Source organism: Terrabacter sp. 2TAF16, from assembly GCF_052115065.1.
Lineage (GTDB): Bacteria > Actinomycetota > Actinomycetes > Actinomycetales > Dermatophilaceae > Terrabacter.
In genome coordinates, this window is record NZ_JBFRFZ010000008.1 from 1 (window position 1) to 17,477 (window position 17,477).

At 70.7% G+C, this 17,477-nt stretch carries 17 protein-coding genes, 1 tRNA gene and 1 other RNA gene; 7 read left to right on the top strand and 12 right to left on the bottom strand.

What is annotated here, in order from left to right:
* Nucleotides 1–452: 452 nt before the first annotated feature.
* The 6 genes from AB4Z14_RS13890 to AB4Z14_RS13915 all read right to left on the bottom strand — a co-directional run bounded on the left by AB4Z14_RS13890 (nt 453) and on the right by AB4Z14_RS13915 (nt 5,664).
* Nucleotides 453–893: a hypothetical protein gene (locus tag AB4Z14_RS13890; protein ID WP_442275692.1), complete on the bottom strand. Its 441-nt coding sequence runs from the start codon at nt 891–893 to the stop codon at nt 453–455.
* A 276-nt stretch (nt 894–1,169) separates the two neighbouring features.
* Entirely contained in the window at nt 1,170–1,748 is a 579-nt protein-coding gene (locus tag AB4Z14_RS13895) for a hypothetical protein (protein ID WP_442275693.1), read from the bottom strand.
* A 110-nt stretch (nt 1,749–1,858) separates the two neighbouring features.
* The gene (locus AB4Z14_RS13900; protein WP_442275694.1) at nt 1,859–3,280 is read right to left on the bottom strand and encodes a hypothetical protein; all 1,422 of its coding nucleotides are present in this window, start codon (nt 3,278–3,280) and stop codon (nt 1,859–1,861) included.
* Complete coding sequence (locus tag AB4Z14_RS13905; protein ID WP_442275695.1) at nt 3,277–4,104, bottom strand: ABC transporter ATP-binding protein; 828 nt, start codon at nt 4,102–4,104, stop codon at nt 3,277–3,279. Before AB4Z14_RS13905 ends, AB4Z14_RS13900 begins: the two co-directional genes overlap by 4 nt.
* Nucleotides 4,105–4,491: 387 nt before the next feature.
* Complete coding sequence (locus tag AB4Z14_RS13910) at nt 4,492–4,776, bottom strand: hypothetical protein (RefSeq protein ID WP_442275696.1); 285 nt, start codon at nt 4,774–4,776, stop codon at nt 4,492–4,494.
* Nucleotides 4,777–5,310: 534 nt separating this feature from the next.
* Nucleotides 5,311–5,664 (bottom strand): carboxymuconolactone decarboxylase family protein, encoded by a 354-nt coding sequence (locus AB4Z14_RS13915; RefSeq protein WP_256795665.1) that lies wholly within the window; start codon nt 5,662–5,664, stop codon nt 5,311–5,313.
* A 201-nt stretch (nt 5,665–5,865) separates the two neighbouring features.
* Here AB4Z14_RS13915 and AB4Z14_RS13920 point away from each other — a divergent pair, with 201 nt between their 5' ends.
* On the top strand, nt 5,866–6,702 hold the full coding sequence (locus tag AB4Z14_RS13920; RefSeq protein ID WP_442275697.1) for a helix-turn-helix transcriptional regulator: 837 nt from the start codon (nt 5,866–5,868) through the stop codon (nt 6,700–6,702).
* Nucleotides 6,703–6,769: 67 nt separating this feature from the next.
* Here the strand turns inward: AB4Z14_RS13920 and AB4Z14_RS13925 are convergent, their stop codons facing one another.
* Both AB4Z14_RS13925 and AB4Z14_RS13930 read right to left on the bottom strand, forming a co-directional pair.
* Nucleotides 6,770–7,066 (bottom strand): hypothetical protein, encoded by a 297-nt coding sequence (locus AB4Z14_RS13925; protein ID WP_442275698.1) that lies wholly within the window; start codon nt 7,064–7,066, stop codon nt 6,770–6,772.
* 276 nt (nt 7,067–7,342) lie between these two features.
* Nucleotides 7,343–8,935 carry a helicase HerA-like domain-containing protein gene (locus tag AB4Z14_RS13930; protein WP_442275699.1) on the bottom strand — a complete coding sequence of 531 codons (1,593 nt, stop codon included), beginning with the start codon at nt 8,933–8,935 and terminating at the stop codon, nt 7,343–7,345.
* Between the two features lie 51 nt (nt 8,936–8,986).
* On the opposite strand from AB4Z14_RS13930, the gene AB4Z14_RS13935 reads away from it, so the two are divergent.
* The gene (locus tag AB4Z14_RS13935) at nt 8,987–9,283 is read left to right on the top strand and encodes a type II toxin-antitoxin system VapB family antitoxin (RefSeq protein ID WP_020145941.1); all 297 of its coding nucleotides are present in this window, start codon (nt 8,987–8,989) and stop codon (nt 9,281–9,283) included.
* A gap of 44 nt (nt 9,284–9,327) precedes the next feature.
* A complete protein-coding gene (locus AB4Z14_RS13940) occupies nt 9,328–9,864 on the top strand; it encodes a LytR C-terminal domain-containing protein (protein ID WP_056774151.1) in 537 nt (178 codons plus the stop codon).
* Between the two features lie 76 nt (nt 9,865–9,940).
* Here the strand turns inward: AB4Z14_RS13940 and AB4Z14_RS13945 are convergent, their stop codons facing one another.
* From AB4Z14_RS13945 to AB4Z14_RS13955, 3 genes are all read right to left on the bottom strand, one after another.
* Nucleotides 9,941–10,972: a metallophosphoesterase gene (locus AB4Z14_RS13945; RefSeq protein ID WP_442275700.1), complete on the bottom strand. Its 1,032-nt coding sequence runs from the start codon at nt 10,970–10,972 to the stop codon at nt 9,941–9,943.
* A gap of 94 nt (nt 10,973–11,066) precedes the next feature.
* Nucleotides 11,067–12,074: an ornithine carbamoyltransferase gene (gene argF / locus AB4Z14_RS13950; protein WP_442275701.1), complete on the bottom strand. Its 1,008-nt coding sequence runs from the start codon at nt 12,072–12,074 to the stop codon at nt 11,067–11,069.
* A gap of 44 nt (nt 12,075–12,118) precedes the next feature.
* Nucleotides 12,119–13,087, bottom strand: coding sequence for an MBL fold metallo-hydrolase (locus tag AB4Z14_RS13955; RefSeq protein WP_442275702.1), 969 nt, complete (start codon nt 13,085–13,087; stop codon nt 12,119–12,121).
* 84 nt (nt 13,088–13,171) lie between these two features.
* Between AB4Z14_RS13955 and AB4Z14_RS13960 the strand changes: the two genes are divergently transcribed.
* The 3 genes from AB4Z14_RS13960 to ffs all read left to right on the top strand — a co-directional run bounded on the left by AB4Z14_RS13960 (nt 13,172) and on the right by ffs (nt 14,827).
* Nucleotides 13,172–13,256 (top strand) — tRNA-Ser (locus AB4Z14_RS13960).
* Nucleotides 13,257–13,383: 127 nt separating this feature from the next.
* Entirely contained in the window at nt 13,384–14,706 is a 1,323-nt protein-coding gene (locus tag AB4Z14_RS13965) for an MFS transporter (RefSeq protein WP_442275703.1), read from the top strand.
* 24 nt (nt 14,707–14,730) lie between these two features.
* Nucleotides 14,731–14,827, top strand: an RNA gene (gene ffs / locus AB4Z14_RS13970) — signal recognition particle sRNA small type.
* Nucleotides 14,828–14,853: 26 nt separating this feature from the next.
* Here ffs and AB4Z14_RS13975 read toward each other — a convergent pair.
* Complete coding sequence (locus AB4Z14_RS13975; protein ID WP_442275704.1) at nt 14,854–15,927, bottom strand: LacI family DNA-binding transcriptional regulator; 1,074 nt, start codon at nt 15,925–15,927, stop codon at nt 14,854–14,856.
* Between the two features lie 193 nt (nt 15,928–16,120).
* Here AB4Z14_RS13975 and AB4Z14_RS13980 point away from each other — a divergent pair, with 193 nt between their 5' ends.
* Nucleotides 16,121–17,377 carry an MFS transporter gene (locus AB4Z14_RS13980; protein ID WP_442275705.1) on the top strand — a complete coding sequence of 419 codons (1,257 nt, stop codon included), beginning with the start codon at nt 16,121–16,123 and terminating at the stop codon, nt 17,375–17,377.
* Nucleotides 17,378–17,477 lie beyond the last annotated feature (100 nt).

Genomic DNA, 17,477 nt, shown 5'->3' on the forward strand with positions numbered 1-17,477 from the left:
AGCCCTCGTGGCTGCCGGAGGAGGCATTGACGCGGCTGCGTTCGGCCCACGCGCCGGTCCTGGTCGAGGACCACGGAGTACCGACGTGGATCGACGTGTGGGGCAGCGACGAAGGTCAGGTTGTCTACCTCCATGGGGACGTTCGGTGGCGCGACGAGTTTCTTTAGGCGCCGCCGGCCGCCACCGCCTGCCGCCCGGATAGAGGTCGACGAGCTGACGTCGGCACTCTCACGGAGAGCGGCATGGTCGGGCGATCGTAGTCGCCCTCAGAGCGGAGCCCGATCAGCACATCTACCTGGTGGATCTGGTAAACCCTGGGCAGGAGTTCGGGATCAAGCTCATCCGGCTGACCTGATTGCAAATACGGTCGGCGCGCGCTCAGGGGCAGGGTCGGACGTCGTCCGACGCGCGGCAGAAGCGGACGGCGCCCTAGGAGTCCGTCGCCAGCTGCCTCAGGGAGCGGGGCTGATGGCGTAGTCGATCAGGCGGTCGGGCGATTCACTGCGCGGGTGCACCAGCAGATGCTCGCTGGTCTGCTCTTGTCCGGGAAGCTCATAGCGGATCTCTAGCTGCCACCACACGGCTGAGACGCTCATTTCCGTCGTCACGCCGGTGACAGTGCTCGGCTTTCCCGCATGCCGCTGAAGGAGCGCCTCCCGTCCAGGGCCCTCAGCAATGATCGCTTCGAGAGCAGTTCGGTCTCCGGATTCGACAGCGGAGGTGTAGGCATCGATCGCGGAGTAGATCGTGGGTTGGCGATCAGTCCACACATGCCACCCAGTGAGGACTGCTGCCAGAAGGACCACAACAGAGATGGCAAGCGCGAGCTTGAGGTGACGGCCGGGCAGCGGCCCCACTCTGCGCTCATCGTGCTCCGTCATGGTGGTGGGCATGGGCGAGTTTTGCATGGCCCGCCTCGGCCCGGGCCGCTCGGCGAATACGAACATTGCGCGCCTCGACTGCACGAGGCTCGCGGCACGAGGGGACGGTCTGTGCGCGGCATGCGCGAACGTTGGCGCGGGCTCAGACGACCACTGATCGTCGAGCGGCGGCCGCTGGCAGGACCGCCGGCCCGGGGAAGGTAGGTCGGGAGGTGGGTCGGGAGGTGGGTCGGGAGGTGGGTCGGGAGGTAGGTCAGGGGCGGTCATGCGGGGTGGAAGGTGAGGCGTTCATTCCTGGTCGCGCTTGGTTGTTCTCCAGCGTGCCGCGAGAGCGAGGGCGCCGACTGCGAGCAGTGCGACACCGGTGGCGAGTGCGGTTGGGGTGGGCTGCATGGTCCAGGCCCACGACGCCGGTTGCCCGTTGTCGGAGGTGCCCAGGACGGTGAGCAGGCACAGGTAGGCCGCTGGCAGGAGGACGCCGACGCGTCCGAGCAGGGCGACGCCGGTGCACACCAGTCCGACGGACCCGAGGTAGGAGGCGGTGACGAGGGCGTAGCTATCGCGGGTCAGGGCGGGGTTGATCGCGAGCATGGCGAGGGTGGTGGCGATGAGGGCGCCGAGGAGGCCTGCGTGGGTGTGGCGGGCCTGGCGGGGTGCGGTGGCCTCCAGCCGTGCTGCGGGGCTGTGGCAGCTGCGTCCCAGGAGCATGGCGAGGGGGACGGGTTGGACGAGGTAGAGCGGCATGACGGCTGGGGTGACACTTGTCAGGACGCCGACGGGTAGCGCGAGGGATGCGGGCACGGCGAAGGCGATCACGATGAGTGCTGAGGTGGCCAGCGTCGCGGGGATGCCCAGTCCTCTGGCCATCAGCCAGGGTCCGCGCCAGGGAGCCGCGCCGGGTCGTGGTCCGCGTGGCCGCGGTGATCGCGGTGATCGCGGTGATCGCGGTGCCGGGCTCGCGGAGGTCGACGGCGGGTTCATGGTGTGGGTACCGGTGGGAGCGGTCGGCACGCCGCGGCGGCCGCGACGGCCTGGTTCATCCAGGCGTCTTGTTGGTTGGGCGGCAGGTGGACCAGCTGGTCGTGGGCCGGGGTGTCGTCAGGCCGGGAGACGGTGGAGGTGATCCGGTCGGTGAGTGTCGCGGCGATGTCCCGGCTGGCGTCGAGGTCGGTCCGTGCGGCCAACTCGCTGCGGAGGCAGTCCTGGTCGACGACGGGAACGATGGCGGCGGCCACGAGCTCGACCGCACGGGACCGGTCGATCACCCCCGAGGGGTCGGCGCTCCAGGCTGCGGTGCGGTCACGGGAGGTGTCCCAGATCTCGGCTGGCGCGCCTGGTTCCCCGGGGGCTACCGGTACGCCGCTTTCGACGAGCTGGGCCGGGAGGAAGTCGAGCTCGGCGCCGGCTCGGCGCAGGTCCGCGAAGGCGGCGGCGAGCATCGTGAGGTCCTGCCGGGTGGCGGAGTAGCCGCAGACGCGCGCCGAGTCGTGCTCTGCGCACTGGAGTGGACGCGCGGCAGCGGCGGTGGACATCCACTGCTGGCCGCGGGCGACTTGCGGCAGGAGCACGCCCGCGGCGGCAGCGCCCGCGAGCAGCAGGGCGGTGACCGCGGTCCGGCCCGAGGGCCGTGTCGAGCGATGACGCGACCCGGCGGCCACCAGGAGCAGGCCAGCGGCCGCGAGGAGCCAGGCGCCTGCGCTGAACATCCGTGCCGCGTGTTGGACGACGTCGTCGTCCCAGCGTTGCTGGATCACCGGGTAGAGGCGTCCCCAGGTGCGTTCGGCGTCGGGCAGGTACACCGGCACGAGCGCCCCGTAGAGCAGCACACCGGTCCCGACGACCGCCGCCCACCGGGGCAGCCACGCCCCGAGGAAGGCGCCGACAGCGACTTGGAATGCCAGCAGGCACAACGTGATCACGAAGACACCCCACGCCGGCGAGCCGCTGCCGGACACGAACACGGTGCGCACCGCCGCAGCCGCGAGCACGAGCAGGAACGCGCCGGCAGCCAGCACCCACACCGGCAGAACGGACCGCGCCACGACTGCCGGCCCGGAGCGCAGCCCGGTCTTTTCCAGGACGGCCACGCCTCGCGACTGCGAGCGGCCAACGATGAGGGCCGCGACGATGCCGCTGACGATGCCGACGACGATCGACCCGTAGAGGTGCGCGAACAGGGTCGTGTCGTTCCAGCGTCCCACCCAGTGCGGCGACCCGGTCAGCGCAGACAGCACCCCGGTAACCGCGAGCCCCAGGGCAGGCCACCGGGCCGGTGTGGTGCGCAACTCGTGCCACAGCCAGTTCCACACCCGGTTCCACAGCCATTCCGACAGCCGGTGTTGTCGAGGGTCGGCCGCGAGCGTGGACGCGGGCGGCTGGCTGCGGGTCCGGGTGCTCATCGGCCGTTCGCGGCCAGCACGCGAAGGTAGGCCTGCTCCAGTCCGGGACCGTCCACGACGACCGGGATGGCGTCACTGGCGTCACCGGCATGTGTGGCCGGCTCGGCCGGTGGTCGTGTCCCGGCGATGAGTCCGGCGAGACTGTCCTCGGCGACGACTCGGCCCTGCTGCAGAACGACGACTCGGTGGCACACAGCGGCGACGTCCTCGGCCAGGTGCGAGCTGATGATCGTGGTGGTGCCGGGATCCAGGGATCGGACGATGTCGCGGAAGGCGGCGCGCTGTTCGATGTCGAGGCCGTTCGTGGGTTCGTCCAGGACCAGGACACGTGGGCGGTGCACCACGGCGCAGGCGATGCCGACCCGCTGCTGCATCCCGCCGGACAGGTCCTTGATGCGGCGGTCAGCCAGTGCGGTGAGCCCGACCAGAGCCAAGGCCCGATCGATGGCACCGGCTGTCTCGGCCACCGGTACGCGGCGCAGCCAGGCGGCGTACTCGAGGAACTCACGCACCCGGAAGGAGGGGAACGCCTCGAAGCGCTGCGGCAGAACGCCAAGTGACTGCAGCAACTGCGCCCGGGAGCCACGCCTGTTGACCGCCACCCCGGAAAGGTGCACCTCCCCGGCGCTCGGGCGGACCAGCCCGATCAGCACGCCCATCAATGTCGACTTCCCGGCCCCGTTGTGGCCGAGCAGCCCGGTGACGCCAGGGCCGAACGAGACCGACACGTCGTCGAGGGCCGTCGCACGGCCGTAGCGCACGGTCACCCCGTGCAGTCCGACCACCGGCGTGGCGACCGGATCTGGATCATTCGCATCGAGCATCTGAGCTCCCCTGTGAGCCGCCGCCCCCTGCAGGCGGCGCGTGAACGGTACCGCAGGCCACTACGGCTGCCTCGCGAACGAACCGCGACGACGACGCGCCCCCGGTCGACACAGAGACCCACACCCTTCGAAAGTCGCACCGACGAGGCGCGCAGTAGGGCACGCCCCGCGGCATCTCCGGACGTCTACGCCGCGTGACCTGCAGTTCGTTCAGGATGAAGGCAGAACGTTGAGCTGAGCCGTCCGGGATGTCGAGGATGCGGCACGCACCGGGACAAGTAACGGTGCTACCGAAGTCAAGCGGTGCATCAAGGCGGGAGCGCGACTATTCCGGTCTGCGGCCCCTCTTCTCCCCTGGCGTGGTGCAACAGTTCTGCGGAGAACCATCTACTCATGCGGCTGCCGGGACCGGTGTTGTTTCCGTCGCCGGAATGCTTCGACAACAGCACCCACCAACACGAGTTGAGTGACGACCGCCACGGCGATCCACCAGTTGCGATGATCGCCGCTATTGGCGATCACGGTGCCAACACCCATGAGAAAGGCCACCTCGAGGGCAGCGAATCCGAGCACCTGGGTCCACGGAGTGCCTGTGTCGCGCAGACCAGCCGGAGCGACGTTGTCAGCACTAGTACGAACGGCCTTCATCGCTACCATCTCCCTGTCGAACACCATTGATCTCCTCGCGACTCTGGCCGCGACCGGCGAAGGTGTCAACAGCAGGATGCTGCGTTGATCCGACCGGCCCGTCCCGCCTTGCTGGGGCTTGACGCGGCACTCTCGGGAAGGACAACGAGGCTTGACTGCCAACGCGCGCACATCGGCACCATCGACCACCAACCGAACGTCCGACCATCGGCATGTGGGTGAAACTCCGACCGCGGACTCTCGACGCAGCGGGCGCTCCGCTGTTTCAGATCGTGGTCTCATTCGCGGTCTCGTTCGCGCTGGTCCGGCGTGCGTCGGGACAGTTCATCCCGGGAGCCCCTGAGCACGCGATCACTCTCGGGAACCACGGCGAACGGTGGGTCCCAGAGCTCGAAAGCGTGTGTGGGGGTAACTCCACCGTGGGTTCAAATCCCACCGCCACCGCCAAGATGACTCAGGACCCCGACATGCTTTTCGTCGGGGTCCTGAGTCATCTTGATAGGAGGCCGCGGGATGTGGGAGGAGCGAGCGAGGCGCCGAGGGTTGAGGCGCCTGCCCTCAGCTCGGGTCCGCCGTGTCGGCCTCCGCCTCGGCGATGAGCGCCTGGATCTCCGCTTCCGCCACGGCGACCGCGAAGCCGAGCGCCCGGGTGATGCCCGCTGCGCCGGCCAGCACCCGGGGCGTCCCGACGATGGGGGCGACCGCCACCAGGACTCCTTGCACGTCCTCCACGGTGATGCCGACCTCGGCAGCCGCTGCGGCGTTCATCAGGTATGACGCGTCTGGGGCACCGACCGAGACGAGGGCCGCAAGCCGGGCGAGCATGTGTTCGCGCGCCCCGAGTCCGCCCTCCACGAGAGAGACCGCGGTCATGTCGGCCAGGCAGTCAAGGACGGGTGTGTTCTCGGACATGTGTGTCTCCTGTACGGATGGCTATGGTGCGGCGGGGTGCCACGGGTGCCACTCTCGTCATGGCCACCGCAGCCCGCATCACCCGGAACAGGTGAGGAACCCGTCGAACGCGAGGGGTGGCGGACCGGTTGCGGCAACCCGATCTGACTCTGCGCCACCGCCGGGCCGCGGCCGAGACGGGCCACTGGCAGGATGAGCGCCATGACCACGGACGTCCCGCTCAGCGTGCGCACCCCCTCCCCCCTGGGCGAGTTCCTTCGCGCGCGCCGGCACGAGCTCGCCCCGGAGGAGGTCGGCATCAAGCGGGCCAAGGGTCGGCGCCGGGTGGGTCTGAGCCGCACCGAGGTGGCCGAGCTCGCGAACATCTCCGTCGCGTACTACGACATCATCGAGCGCGGCCGCGACCTGCGCCCGAGCAAGAGCGTCATGGACGGCCTCGCCCGCGCGCTCAAGCTCAACGCCGACGGCCGGTCGCACCTGCACGCGCTCGCGACGGGCACGCCGTCACGTCGGCCGCAGGCGCCGGAGGAGCTGACCGAGGAGCTCGAGGAGCTGCTCGACTCCATCGACCCGAACCCGGCCTACGTCGTCGGCGCCCGCTGGGACGTGCTGGGCGCCAACCACACCGCCTGCCAGCTCTTCACCGACTGGGAGAGCAAGCGGAGCAAGCGCGAGCGCAACCTGCTGTGGTTCTACTGCTGCGACCCGGCGGCCCGGAGCCTCTTCGTCGACTGGGAGCAGGAGGCGGCCGACCAGCTCGCGCTCTTCCGTGAGGCATACGCGCGGCACCCCGACGACCCGTCCTTCAAGCGGATCCTCGACGAGATCTTCAAGACGAACCCGGACACCGTCGAGTGGTGGGAGCGCCACGACAGCGACCCGACCCGGGGACGCACCAAGCGGATCCGTCTCGACACCGGGCAGGTCATCCAGCTGCGCCAGCTCGTCCTGCAGGTGCTCGACGAGCCGGACATCCGGGTCATCAGCTACTTCGCCGACGTCGACGGCGACCTCGACGACGTCGAGTTCGACGCCTGACAACAGCCTGACTCCCGCCTGACCTACAGCCCCGGGCGCTCGCCAGACGACCGGCGGTGTGGGGTGGTCAGTCGATCGTCTCCGACGGGACGTCGGTCGAGGGACGTGGGACGTCCGTCACCTCGGCGGCGTGCGCCGAGACGATGTACGCGTTGCCCTGCGCGATCTCGTCGGCGACGGCGTCGAGCCACGGCTCGGGCCGACTCCCGAGGCCCTCGGCCTCGATGGCCCGGGTCAGGGCTTCGACGACCTCGGGCTGCGAGCGCCCGCCCTCGCGGACGAGGTCGTTGATGATGGTCTGGAGGCGCGCTTCCCGGGAGCGGGCGACCTCCTCGAGGTCGCGCTCTGTCGGCATGTCCGTCATGAGGATCCCGTTCGGGCGGCCACGAGGGGCAGCGGTGCGTGCCCAGCGGTCGAGGCCGCGTCACCTGCGGCGTACCCGTCCGGGCCGTGGCGTCGGCGGTCTGTCCAAGGTTGGGCGCCAACCGGTGCCGCGCGCCGCGGGCCGGACGGCCGATCCGCTCGTCGACCCCGGGTGATGTCGGGGCCGATCACAGTGCCGCCCGAGCGCGTAGCAGCGGCACGCGAAAGGCGCCCCGACCCACGAGCGGTCGAGGCGCTCCTGCTCGGAGACGGGGGGTCAGCGTTTGCGGGTGCCGAAGATGCTGCGGGTGATCTCCCTGCCGAGGACGGTGCCGGCCGAGCGGAGCATCGACTTGAACGCCGAGCTGCCGGCGACCTGCGCGATGATGCTCGGCTCCTCCTTGGCCGCGCGAGTCGACGCGGGCGGGGTGGCCGGGGCGGCGGGTGCCGGCGCGGGGGCCGCCGGCGTCGCGGGAGCCGCCTGCAACCGGGCCGTCAGCTTCTCGTAGGCCGACTCGCGGTCGACGACGTCGGCATACTTCGTCTTGAGCTGCGACGCCGCGATGACGGCGTCCATCGTCGCGGGCGACGAGGGGTCCATGAGGGAGTTCGGGGCCTTCATCCGGGTCCACGCGACGGGCGTCGGCACGCCCTTGTCGGACAGCACGGTGACGACGGCCTCGCCGATGCCGAGGCTCGTGAGGAGCTTCTCCATGTCGTAGGCCGTGTGCGGGTAGGTCGCGATCGCCTGCTTGAGCGCCTTGGCGTCGTCGGGGGTGAAGGCGCGCAGGGCGTGCTGGACGCGGTTGCCGAGCTGGGCGAGCACGCCCGACGGGACGTCCTTGGGCGACTGCGTCACGAAGAAGACGCCGATGCCCTTGGAGCGGATGAGCCGGACCGTCTGCTCGATGGCCTGCAGGAAGGCTTTGCTCGCGTCGTTGAAGAGCAGGTGCGCCTCGTCGAAGAAGAAGACGAGCTTCGGCTTGTCGACGTCGCCCTCCTCGGGCAGGTCGTGGAAGAGGTCGGCGAGCATCCACATGAGGAAGGTCGAGAAGAGCTGCGGTCGGTCCTGCACCTGGGGCAGCTCGAGGCAGGAGATGATCCCCTTGCCGTCGGGTGCGGTGCGCAGCAGGTCGCTCGTCTCGAACTCGGGCTCGCCGAAGAAGGCCCCGGCGCCCTGGTCCTCGAAGGTGATGAGGTTGCGCAGGATGACGCCCGCCGTCGCGCTCGAGAGGCCGCCGAGGTCCTTGAGGTCGGCCTTGCCCTCGTCGGAGGTCAGGTGACTGATGACCGCCCGGAGGTCCTTGAGGTCGAGGAGCGCTAGACCGTTCTTGTCGGCGTAGTGGAAGATCAGCCCGAGGCTGCTCTCCTGCGTGTCGTTGAGCCCGAGGACCTTGCTGAGCAGGGTCGGGCCGAAGCCCGTGATCGTGGCGCGGATCGCGATGCCGTCACCCTTGCCGCCGAGCGAGTAGAACTCGGTGGGGTATGCCGTCGCCGTCCACGGCATACCGACGTCGGCCGCGCGGCTGGTGATCTTGTCGCCGCCCTCGCCGGGCGTCGCGAGACCCGACAGGTCACCCTTCATGTCGGCGAGGAAGACCGGGACGCCCTGGTCGGCCAGCTGCTCGGCCATGAGCTGGAGCGTCTTCGTCTTGCCTGTGCCGGTCGCGCCCGCGACGAGGCCGTGGCGGTTGAGGACGCTGAGCGGGATCTGCACCGGGGCGTCAGCGTGGGCCTGGCCGTCGACGACCGCGGCGCCGAGCTTGAGCACCCCGCCCTCGAACGCGTAGCCGGCCCGGATCTCGTCGATCTGGCCGGTGTCTCCCGTGCCGCCCGTCTGAGGGGCTCCTGAGCCTGCAGTCTCGGTCACGGTTCGAACTCTAGTGGCCGGTCGTCCACGTTCGACGCCTATGCTGACCCGGTGATTTTCAAGGCCGTCGGCGACTCGCGCCCGTACCCAGACCATGGACTCGAGACGACCAAGGACTGGTCGAACGTCCCGCCTCGGGTGGTGCAGCTCGGCGAGCTCATCACGACCAAGAGCACGCTCGACCTGCGCGGACTCCTCGCTGACGACTCGACGTTCTACGGGGACCTCTTCCCGCACTGTGTCGAGTGGGAGGGCGAGCTCTACCTCGAGGACGGGCTGCACCGGGCACTGCGCGCCGCGCTGCAGCAGCGTCCTGTCCTTCACGCCCGAGTCCTCGTACTCTCCTGACACGGGCCCGCCCGACCAGGGCGACGACGGACGAAGGAGCGGTGATGTCGCAGGTCGCTGACAAGGACGACCGCACCTACCGGGTGCGGCGTCAGCGCCGGTCGACGATCGTGATCGCGGTCGTCCTGCTGAGCATGGCGGGCGCGTTCTACTACGCCTCGACCTACTTCCGCGACACGACCCCGACACCGGGACCGTGCACGACGGAGGTGCCCGTCGCACCACTGCGCCCGGCCGACGTCAGCCTCAACGTCTACAACTCGACGACGCGCAACGGGCTCGCCGCGGCCGTCGCCAAGGTCGCCGACACCCGTGGCTTCAAGGTCAAGGCCGTCGGCAACGACCCGAAGGACGCGGGCGTCAAGCAGGTCGCGCAGATCCGTTTCGGACCCGAGGGTGCCGCGTCGGCCCGTCTCGTCAAGGCGCACGTGCCGCAGGCCGTCTACCTCAACGACAAGCGCAAGGGCGACACCGTCGACCTCGTCGTGGGCGCGGCCTGGAAGAGCTTCGGGAAGGTGCCCGTCGTCGCGACGCCCACCCAGACGCTGCGCCAGTGCCCCACGATCACCGTCCAGCCGTGACACGAGCGTGAGCATGCCGTCCGGCGCGGTCTGCGCCGGACGGCATACTCACGCGGTGCTGCCTCGTCGGGACGTCTCAGGGGGTGTAGGGCACGCGCTTCCACGACAGCACGTGCGCGGCGCCGGGACGGTTCACGGTGACCTCGAGGAAGTCCGTGTTGTTGCTCGAGCCGTCGACCGTGACGCGCGTGAGGTTGTCCGCCGAGCCCTGCACGCCGTAGAAGTCGAGCCACCTCGAGCCGGAGGCGAGCGGGCGGTCGGAGTTGTAGACGTGGCTGTCGCCGTTGAAGAGGTAGACCTCGCCGTCGAAGGCGTTCGACTGCGCGACGAGCTCGCGGACGAGCGGCTGGAAGGCCGAGTTGTCGGCCCAGGTCACGGCGTACGTCGGGTCGAACATGTCGGCCTGGAGGAAGAGCGCGACGGCGCGGTCGTGGCGCTGCCGGGCTCCGGCGAAGGCCGAACGGACCTGTGCCACGGCGTTGTCCGTGCGGGCCTGCTCCTCGGCGACCTGCTGCGCCGTGGGGGAGGTGAAACCCAGCTCGGGCCAGGGGAGCAGGCCGTTGTTGCTGCCGACGACGTGCAGGGTCGCGATGTCGACGCCCTGGCGCCGGAACGAGACGTTCTCGGGGAAGCCGGCGGCCGCCTGCGACGCGACGGGCATGTCGGCGCCGAGGGTGTGGCCTGCGCGGGGGAAGAAGGTCGACCGGACGGCGGCGAGGCGCTCGAGGGGGTCGTACGTGCCGTTGTTGGTGCGGTGGCAGTCGGTCCACTCGTTGTCGCCCGGGGTGTAGACGAGCGGCGTGGTGAAGCGGTCGAACTGGGTGCGGATCATCGAGAAGTACTCGTTCGTGCAGCGCGACGAGCCGTTCTTGATGTCGCCGACGTGGATGGTGAAGGAGAGGTCCGGGGTGGCGTTGACCTGGTCGACCCATCTCGGGAAGGCCGCGACCTGGGCGTCGCCGTAGGGCACGTCACCGATGACGGCGAAGCGGTAGTGGCCGTCCTTGCCCTGACCGGGGGCATCTGCGGCGGAAGCCGCCGTGGCAGCGGGCAGGACGACGAGTGCGGCGGCGATGGCCGCCAGGGCTGGGGTGCGAGAAAGTTGCATGACTGCTGTTCTCCCGCACCGTCGTCGAACGGCGCCACCACCAAAGCGTGAACGTCAGGCGTCGTGAGGCTGGGAGGTCGCTGGGACCCCCCCGTCAGAGCTGGACCAGCGTGGCGACCATGAGCGCCTTGATCGTGTGCATCCGGTTCTCGGCCTGGTCGAAGACGACCGAGGCGTCGGACTCGAAGACGTCGTCGGTGACCTCGAGCTCCTTGAGCCCGAACTGCTCGTGCACCTCCTTGCCGACCTGCGTCTCGAGATCGTGGAAGGCCGGCAGGCAGTGCATGAACTTGACGCGCGGATTGCCTGTCAGCGCAAGCATCTCCGCGTTGACCTGGTAGGGCGTCAGCAGCTCGATGCGGTCAGCCCAGACCTCCTTCGGCTCACCCATCGACACCCACACGTCCGTGTGGACGAAGTCGACGCCCTGCACACCCTCCGCCACGTCCTCGGTGAGGGTGATGCGGGCACCGGTCTCGGCGGCATACCTCCTCGCGACGGCGACGACGGCGTCGGACGGCCACAGCGACTGCGGGGCCACGATGCGCACGTCCATGCCGAGCAGGGCCCCGGTGACGAGCAGCGAGTTGCCCATGTTGAAGCGGGCGTCACCGACGTAGGCGTAGGCGATCTGCTCGTCGCTCTTGCCGGCGTGCTCACGCATCGTCAGCGCGTCGCAGAGCGACTGGGTCGGGTGCCAGTCGTCGGTGAGGCCGTTCCAGACCGGCACCCCCGCGAAGGCGCCGAGGGTCTCGATGACGTCGTGCCCGGCTCCGCGGTACTCGATGCCGTCGTAGAAGCGGCCGAGCACGCGGGCGGTGTCCTTGGCCGACTCCTTGTGGCCCATCTGCGAGCCGACCGGGTCGAGATAGGTCGTGCTGGCGCCCTGGTCGGCCGCGGCCACCTCGAACGCGCAGCGGGTGCGCGTCGAGGTCTTGGCGAAGAGCAGGGCGATGTTCTTGCCACTGAGGCGTCGCTCCTCGCGGCCCTCGCGCTTGGCGGCCTTGAGCTCGGCGGCGAGGTCGAGCAGCGCCCGGAACTCGTCGGGCGTCAGGTCGATCTCCTTGAGCAGGTTGCGGCGGTGGAGTGCGGCGAGGGACATGCACGTGATGGTTTCAGGCGCGGTCGCCGTGCGGCAATCCGGTCTCAGGGAGCCGGTCGGCGGCGCAGCAGCCCGAGCCGCCAGCGGACCTGCTCGACGAGCGCCCGCAGCTGGAGCGGGACGAGGACGCGGGGGCCCTCGCCGACGCAGAAGACGACGTCGTCGAACCGGTGGATGCCGGGACGGTGCGCGACGGTGCGGAAGGCGTCGCGGGCGCTGCGCAGCTGCGCCGCGGTCATGAACGGTGACGGCTCGTCGGGCTGGTAGCGCGAGCCGAGCGGGTAGTCGCGACCGGGCCGCCGGGTCATCTCGACGTGGCAGCCGAGGACGTGCGTGACGGCGCGCTCCGCGGCGAAGGTGACGAGGCGGTCGAGGCTGTCGAGGAGGGCGTCGGAGTCCTGGACGTAGATGCGGCCCGGGTAGACCGTGTCGCCCGTGTGGAGCAGCCCGATGGTCGGGTCGAGGACCGCGATCGAGGCCGCGTGGTGACCCGGGATGCCGAAGACCTCGAGGGGACGGCCACCGAGGTCGAGCGTCGCGACCTCGGTCGGCCACTCGGTGATGCCGAAGAAGGCGCACACGCTCGCGACGTCGTGGCCGACGACGGTCGTGCGTGGCCGGTCGGCGAACGCGGCGTCGCCGGCGACGTGGTCGCCGTGGCCGTGCGTGTGGGCGACGACGAGCTCGTACGCGTCGTGGTCGTACGCGTCCGGCGGGGTCTGCGCGTCCGGCCGGGTCTGCGCGGCGAGGTGGTCCGCGACGAGGCGGTCCACCGTCTGTCGAAGGGCGGCGCCCTCCACCGCCCCGGTGTCGAGGAGCAGCGCGCGGCGCTCGCCGAGGAGCAGCAGGATGAACGGCGCCTCGTAGGTGAGGTCCTTGCTCTGCCGGATCAGGACGGTGCCGGGGGCGAGGTGGTGCACCTGGATTGGCGGGTCGTGTCGTCGCCCCGGGGAGGGTGCGCCGTGGATCCAGGTGACGTCGGTGTCGAGGGCGACCGGCGTGGGAGGGGCCATGCGGTGATTGTGCACCGGGGTCGTGCAGGGTGCCCGGGAAGGCCGATTTCTTGTGCGGGGTCCGCCTCCGGTAACCTGCGCGACGGAGGATTCGCATAGTGGCCTAGTGCGCACGATTGGAAATCGTGTTGGGATAAAACCCTCGGGGGTTCAAATCCCCCATCCTCCGCCGACAGCAACGGCCCCCATCGCGCTCAGCGCAGTGGGGGCCGTTTGCCGTCTGCGGGGGCGTCCGGGGCCGGGAGCAGGCGGCGGCTGCCTCCCACGGTGTCGGTGGGGGACGGCAGACTGCACCGGTGAGCTCGACCAGTGCCGCCCGACCGCCGCTGACCTCGTTCTGGCACGACCTGCCGCGCGAGGGCAAGCTGCTCATCTCGACCGTCGTCTTCCAGTCGATCGGCACGGGTCTCGTCCTGCCGTTCATGGTCGTCTACCTCCACGAGGTGCGTGGCATCCCGCTCGAGACCGTGGGCCTGCTCCTCGCGCTCCAGGCGGGCGTCGGCATCGTGCTCGTGGCGCCGGCCGGGGCGCTCATCGACCGCATCGGGCCGCGGCGGGTCTACGCGAGCAGCCTCGTGGCGCTGCTCCTCGCCGACATCGTGCTGGCGCTCGCCACGACGACGGGGCAGGCCGCCCTCGCGCTCGTCCTCATGGGCTACGGCTTCGGCATCGTCTGGCCGGCGTCGAGCGCGCTCATCGGCAACCTCATCCCGACCGAGCAGCGGCAGCGCTACTTCGGCGTCAACTTCACCTTGCTCAACCTCGGCATCGGCATCGGCGGCATCGTCGGTGGGCGCTTCGTCGACGTGTCGCGGCCGGGCACGTTCGTCACGGTCTACCTGCTCGACGCCGTCAGCTACGTGCCGGCACTCGTCATCCTCCTCGGCCCGCTGCGCCGTGCCCGCGACCGGGTCGCGCGGCCGGCCGACGAGGCGACCGGCAGCGTGTCCTACGTCGCGCTGCTGCGTGACCCCCGGCTGCGGGCCCTGCTGCTCCTCGTCGGCGTCGCCGCGCTCGTCAGCTACCCGCAGCTCAACGCCGGCATGCCGGCCTTCGCGCGGGCCCTGGGGCAGGTCTCGACCGAGGGGCTCGGCTACGCGTTCGCGGCCAACACCGTCGTCATCGTGCTGCTCCAGCTCGTCGTGCTCCAGCGCATCGAGGGGCGACGTCGCACCCGGGTCGCCGTCGTCATGGCGTTCACGTGGATGGTGGCCTGGTCGCTGCTCGGCGCAACGGCGCTCGTGCCGGGCACGGTCGCGGCCACCGTGCTGCTCTGCGCCTGTGCCGGGGTGTTCGGTCTCGGCGAGACGATGCTCCAGCCGACGAGCGCCGCGATGGTCAACGACCTCGCGCCCGACCACCTCCGGGGTCGCTACAACGCGCTCAGCTCGCTCATGTTCTCGATCGCCTTCGTCGTCGGGCCGGTCGTCGCGAGCTTCCTCATCGGGCGAGGCCTGGGTCCGGTCTACATCGGTTTCCTCGTCGGCGGGTGCGCCCTGCTCGCCGTCATCTCGCTCGTCGTCGAGCGTCGGCTGCCCCCGCACGTCAACGGAGTCCGAGAGGTCGAGCAGGCGCCGACCGCGAGCCCGGCCACGGCTGGAGGGGCGATTTCCGGCTGACGTCGGGGGCGGCATACACTGGCCGTCGGCACCCCGCGTGGTGGTACCTCTCCGAACTCCCCCAGGGCAGGAATGCAGCAAGGGTAGGAGAGCTCTTCCAGGTACGCGGGGTGTCCCTTTTCCCCTCCGCGCGTGGCGGGCCTCCGGTCAGGCCGGGGGAGCGGTGGTCGTGCCGACCCGTAGCTGCACCGGCTGGGTCACGCTCCGGGGCCGGGTGCCGTCGAGGCGTTTGCGCACGAGCGTCCCGAGGATCCGGCCCTTCTCGCGGCCCTGCTGGTCCATCGTCGTGATCCGGTGCGGCAGCCACGGGAGGTCGACGCCGTCGAACCCGGTGACGCTGAGGTCGTCGGGAACCCGTAGGCCGAGCTCCTCGGCGGCGACGATGACTCCGGCCGCGATGACGTCCGACTGGGTGACGATGGCGGTCGGGCGCTCGTGCTCGGGCACGTCGAGCAGCGACCGGCCCGCGATCCGGCCGCCCTCGAACGATGACCCGTCCCCGGTCTGGACCGCGGCGGCGTCCGCGCCGAAGACGTCACGGAAGCCGAGCAGGCGGCCCACGCTCGGCACGTTGGCCTCGCCCGGCCGCACCTCGGCGTCGGGGACCGGACCGGCCGTGCTCGTCGGCAGCATCGGCATGGCGACGTGGGCGACCCGGCGGTGCCCGAGCGAGCGCACGTGCTCGGCGATGGCGATGCCTGCGGCGCGCTCGTCGACGCGGACCTGGGTGATGCGCCGGTCGCCCGGCACACCGGTGCTGAACATCGGGATGCCGCGGGCCGCGAGGTGCTCGACGGCAGGGTTCTCGCCGGGTCCGCAGAGCGAGAAGACGACCGCGTCGAGCGCGAGCGGCGCGAGCTGCGGGACGACGGATTCGCCTGAGCCGGCGGGTTGCCCGATGAGCAGCATGCCCGTGGGAACGGTCTCGAGCACCTCGGCGAGGCCGTCGAGGACGGCGATGGCGAAGGGGTCGCGAAAGGCCATTCGCAGGCGACCCTCGACGAGGACGCCGATGGCGCCCGAGCGGCCCTGGCGCAGTGACGACGCGAGCGGGTTGGGCCCGGTGAAGCCGAGCTCGGTCGCGGCGGCACGGACGCGGTCGCCCGTGGCCTCCGCGACCGGACCCTTGCCGCTGAAGACGAGGGAGGCCGTCGACACCGAGACGCCCGCGCGCTCGGCGACGTCGCGCAGCGTCGGACGGGCTTGACCTCGGGTGACCATGGGAGGCATGCTATCGAAACGTTTCGAGTCGAATCGATTCGAAACGCTCGAGGGTTCGGTCTCACCGGGGCGACCCTCGTCCCGAACCATCGCCAGACCGTCGTCGAGGTGGTCGGCCGCACGGACGGCCGGCCTGCTTCACCCCCCTCGCTTCACGCCCCCCGCGTCGGTCGTCCCCTGAGAGGCTTGCTCCATGTCCGCCGTCAGTGCCCCGCCGGCCGCCGTCGTCCGCACGGCCCGCACCGCCGTCTTCACGGCCTTCGCGATCAACGGGGCGGCCTTCGCGGCCTTCGCCTCACGAGTGCCGGACATCAAGCACGAGCTCGGGCTCTCGGCCGGACAGCTCGGCCTGACCCTGCTCGCCGCCTCGCTCGGCTCGGTCATCGGCCTCCCGCTGTCCGGCTGGATCGTGCACCGCCTCGGTGCGGCCCGCACCCTGATGGGCGCCGCCGTCGTCCAGAGCATCGGTCTGCTCGGCGTCGGCCTCGGTGTCGACGTCGCCCACAACCGTGCCGTCGTCATGGCGGGCCTCGTGCTCGTCGGCATCGGCACCGGGGTCTTCGACGTGGGGATGAACCTCGAGGGCGCCGAGGTCGAGCGCTTCCTCGGCCGCGCGATCATGCCGCACTTCCACGCGGCCTTCAGCGGTGGCACGGTCGTGAGCGCCCTCATCGGTGCGGGCCTGTCGTTCCTCCACGTCCCGGTCGCCGTGCACCTCGCCGGCGTCGTCGTGCTGCTGCTCGCCGTGACCCCGTGGTTCCTGCGCGCCTTCCTGCCCCGCTCGGTCGAGACCGACGAGACGGGCGCCGAGGTGCGCTCGGAGGCGGGGATCGGTGCGGCCTGGCGCGAGCCGCGCACCCTGCTCATCGGCGTCGTCGTCCTCGCCGCCGCGTTCACCGAGGGCACCGCCAACGACTGGGTCGCGGTGGCGCTCTCGGACGGCTACGGCCTCGAGCGCTGGGTGGGCGTCGTCGGCTTCGCGGTCTTCCTCACGGCGATGACGGCCGGCCGACTGCTCGGCACCCGCGTGCTCGACGAGCGCGGCCGCGTGCCGGTGCTCCGCGTCCTCTTCGTGTCGGCCGTCGTCGGCTGCCTCCTCGTCGTCTACGGCGGTCCGGTGCTCGCCTTCGTCGGCGCCGCGATCTGGGGTGTCGGGGCGAGCCTCGGCTTCCCCGTCGGCATGAGCGCCGCGGCCGACGACCCGAGGCGTGCCGCCGCCCGGATGAGCGTCGTCTCGACGATCGGCTACACCGCGTTCCTCGCCGGGCCGCCGCTGCTCGGCTTCCTCGGCGACCACGTCGGCGTGCTGCACTCGCTGCTCGTCGTCGGCGCCATGGCGGTCGTCGCCCTCGTGGCCATCCCCGCCGTCCGCGAGCCCGACCGAGCCACCACCACCGCCTCGACCACCGCCTCGACCACCGCCTCGACCACCGCCTCGACCACCGACTGACCGCCTGCCCGTCACCACTCGAGTGAGCGCCAAGTCCCACTCGAGTGAGCGCCCGCTCCCACTCGAGTGGGGGCGTGGCCCAGCGGTCGCACCGGTCCCA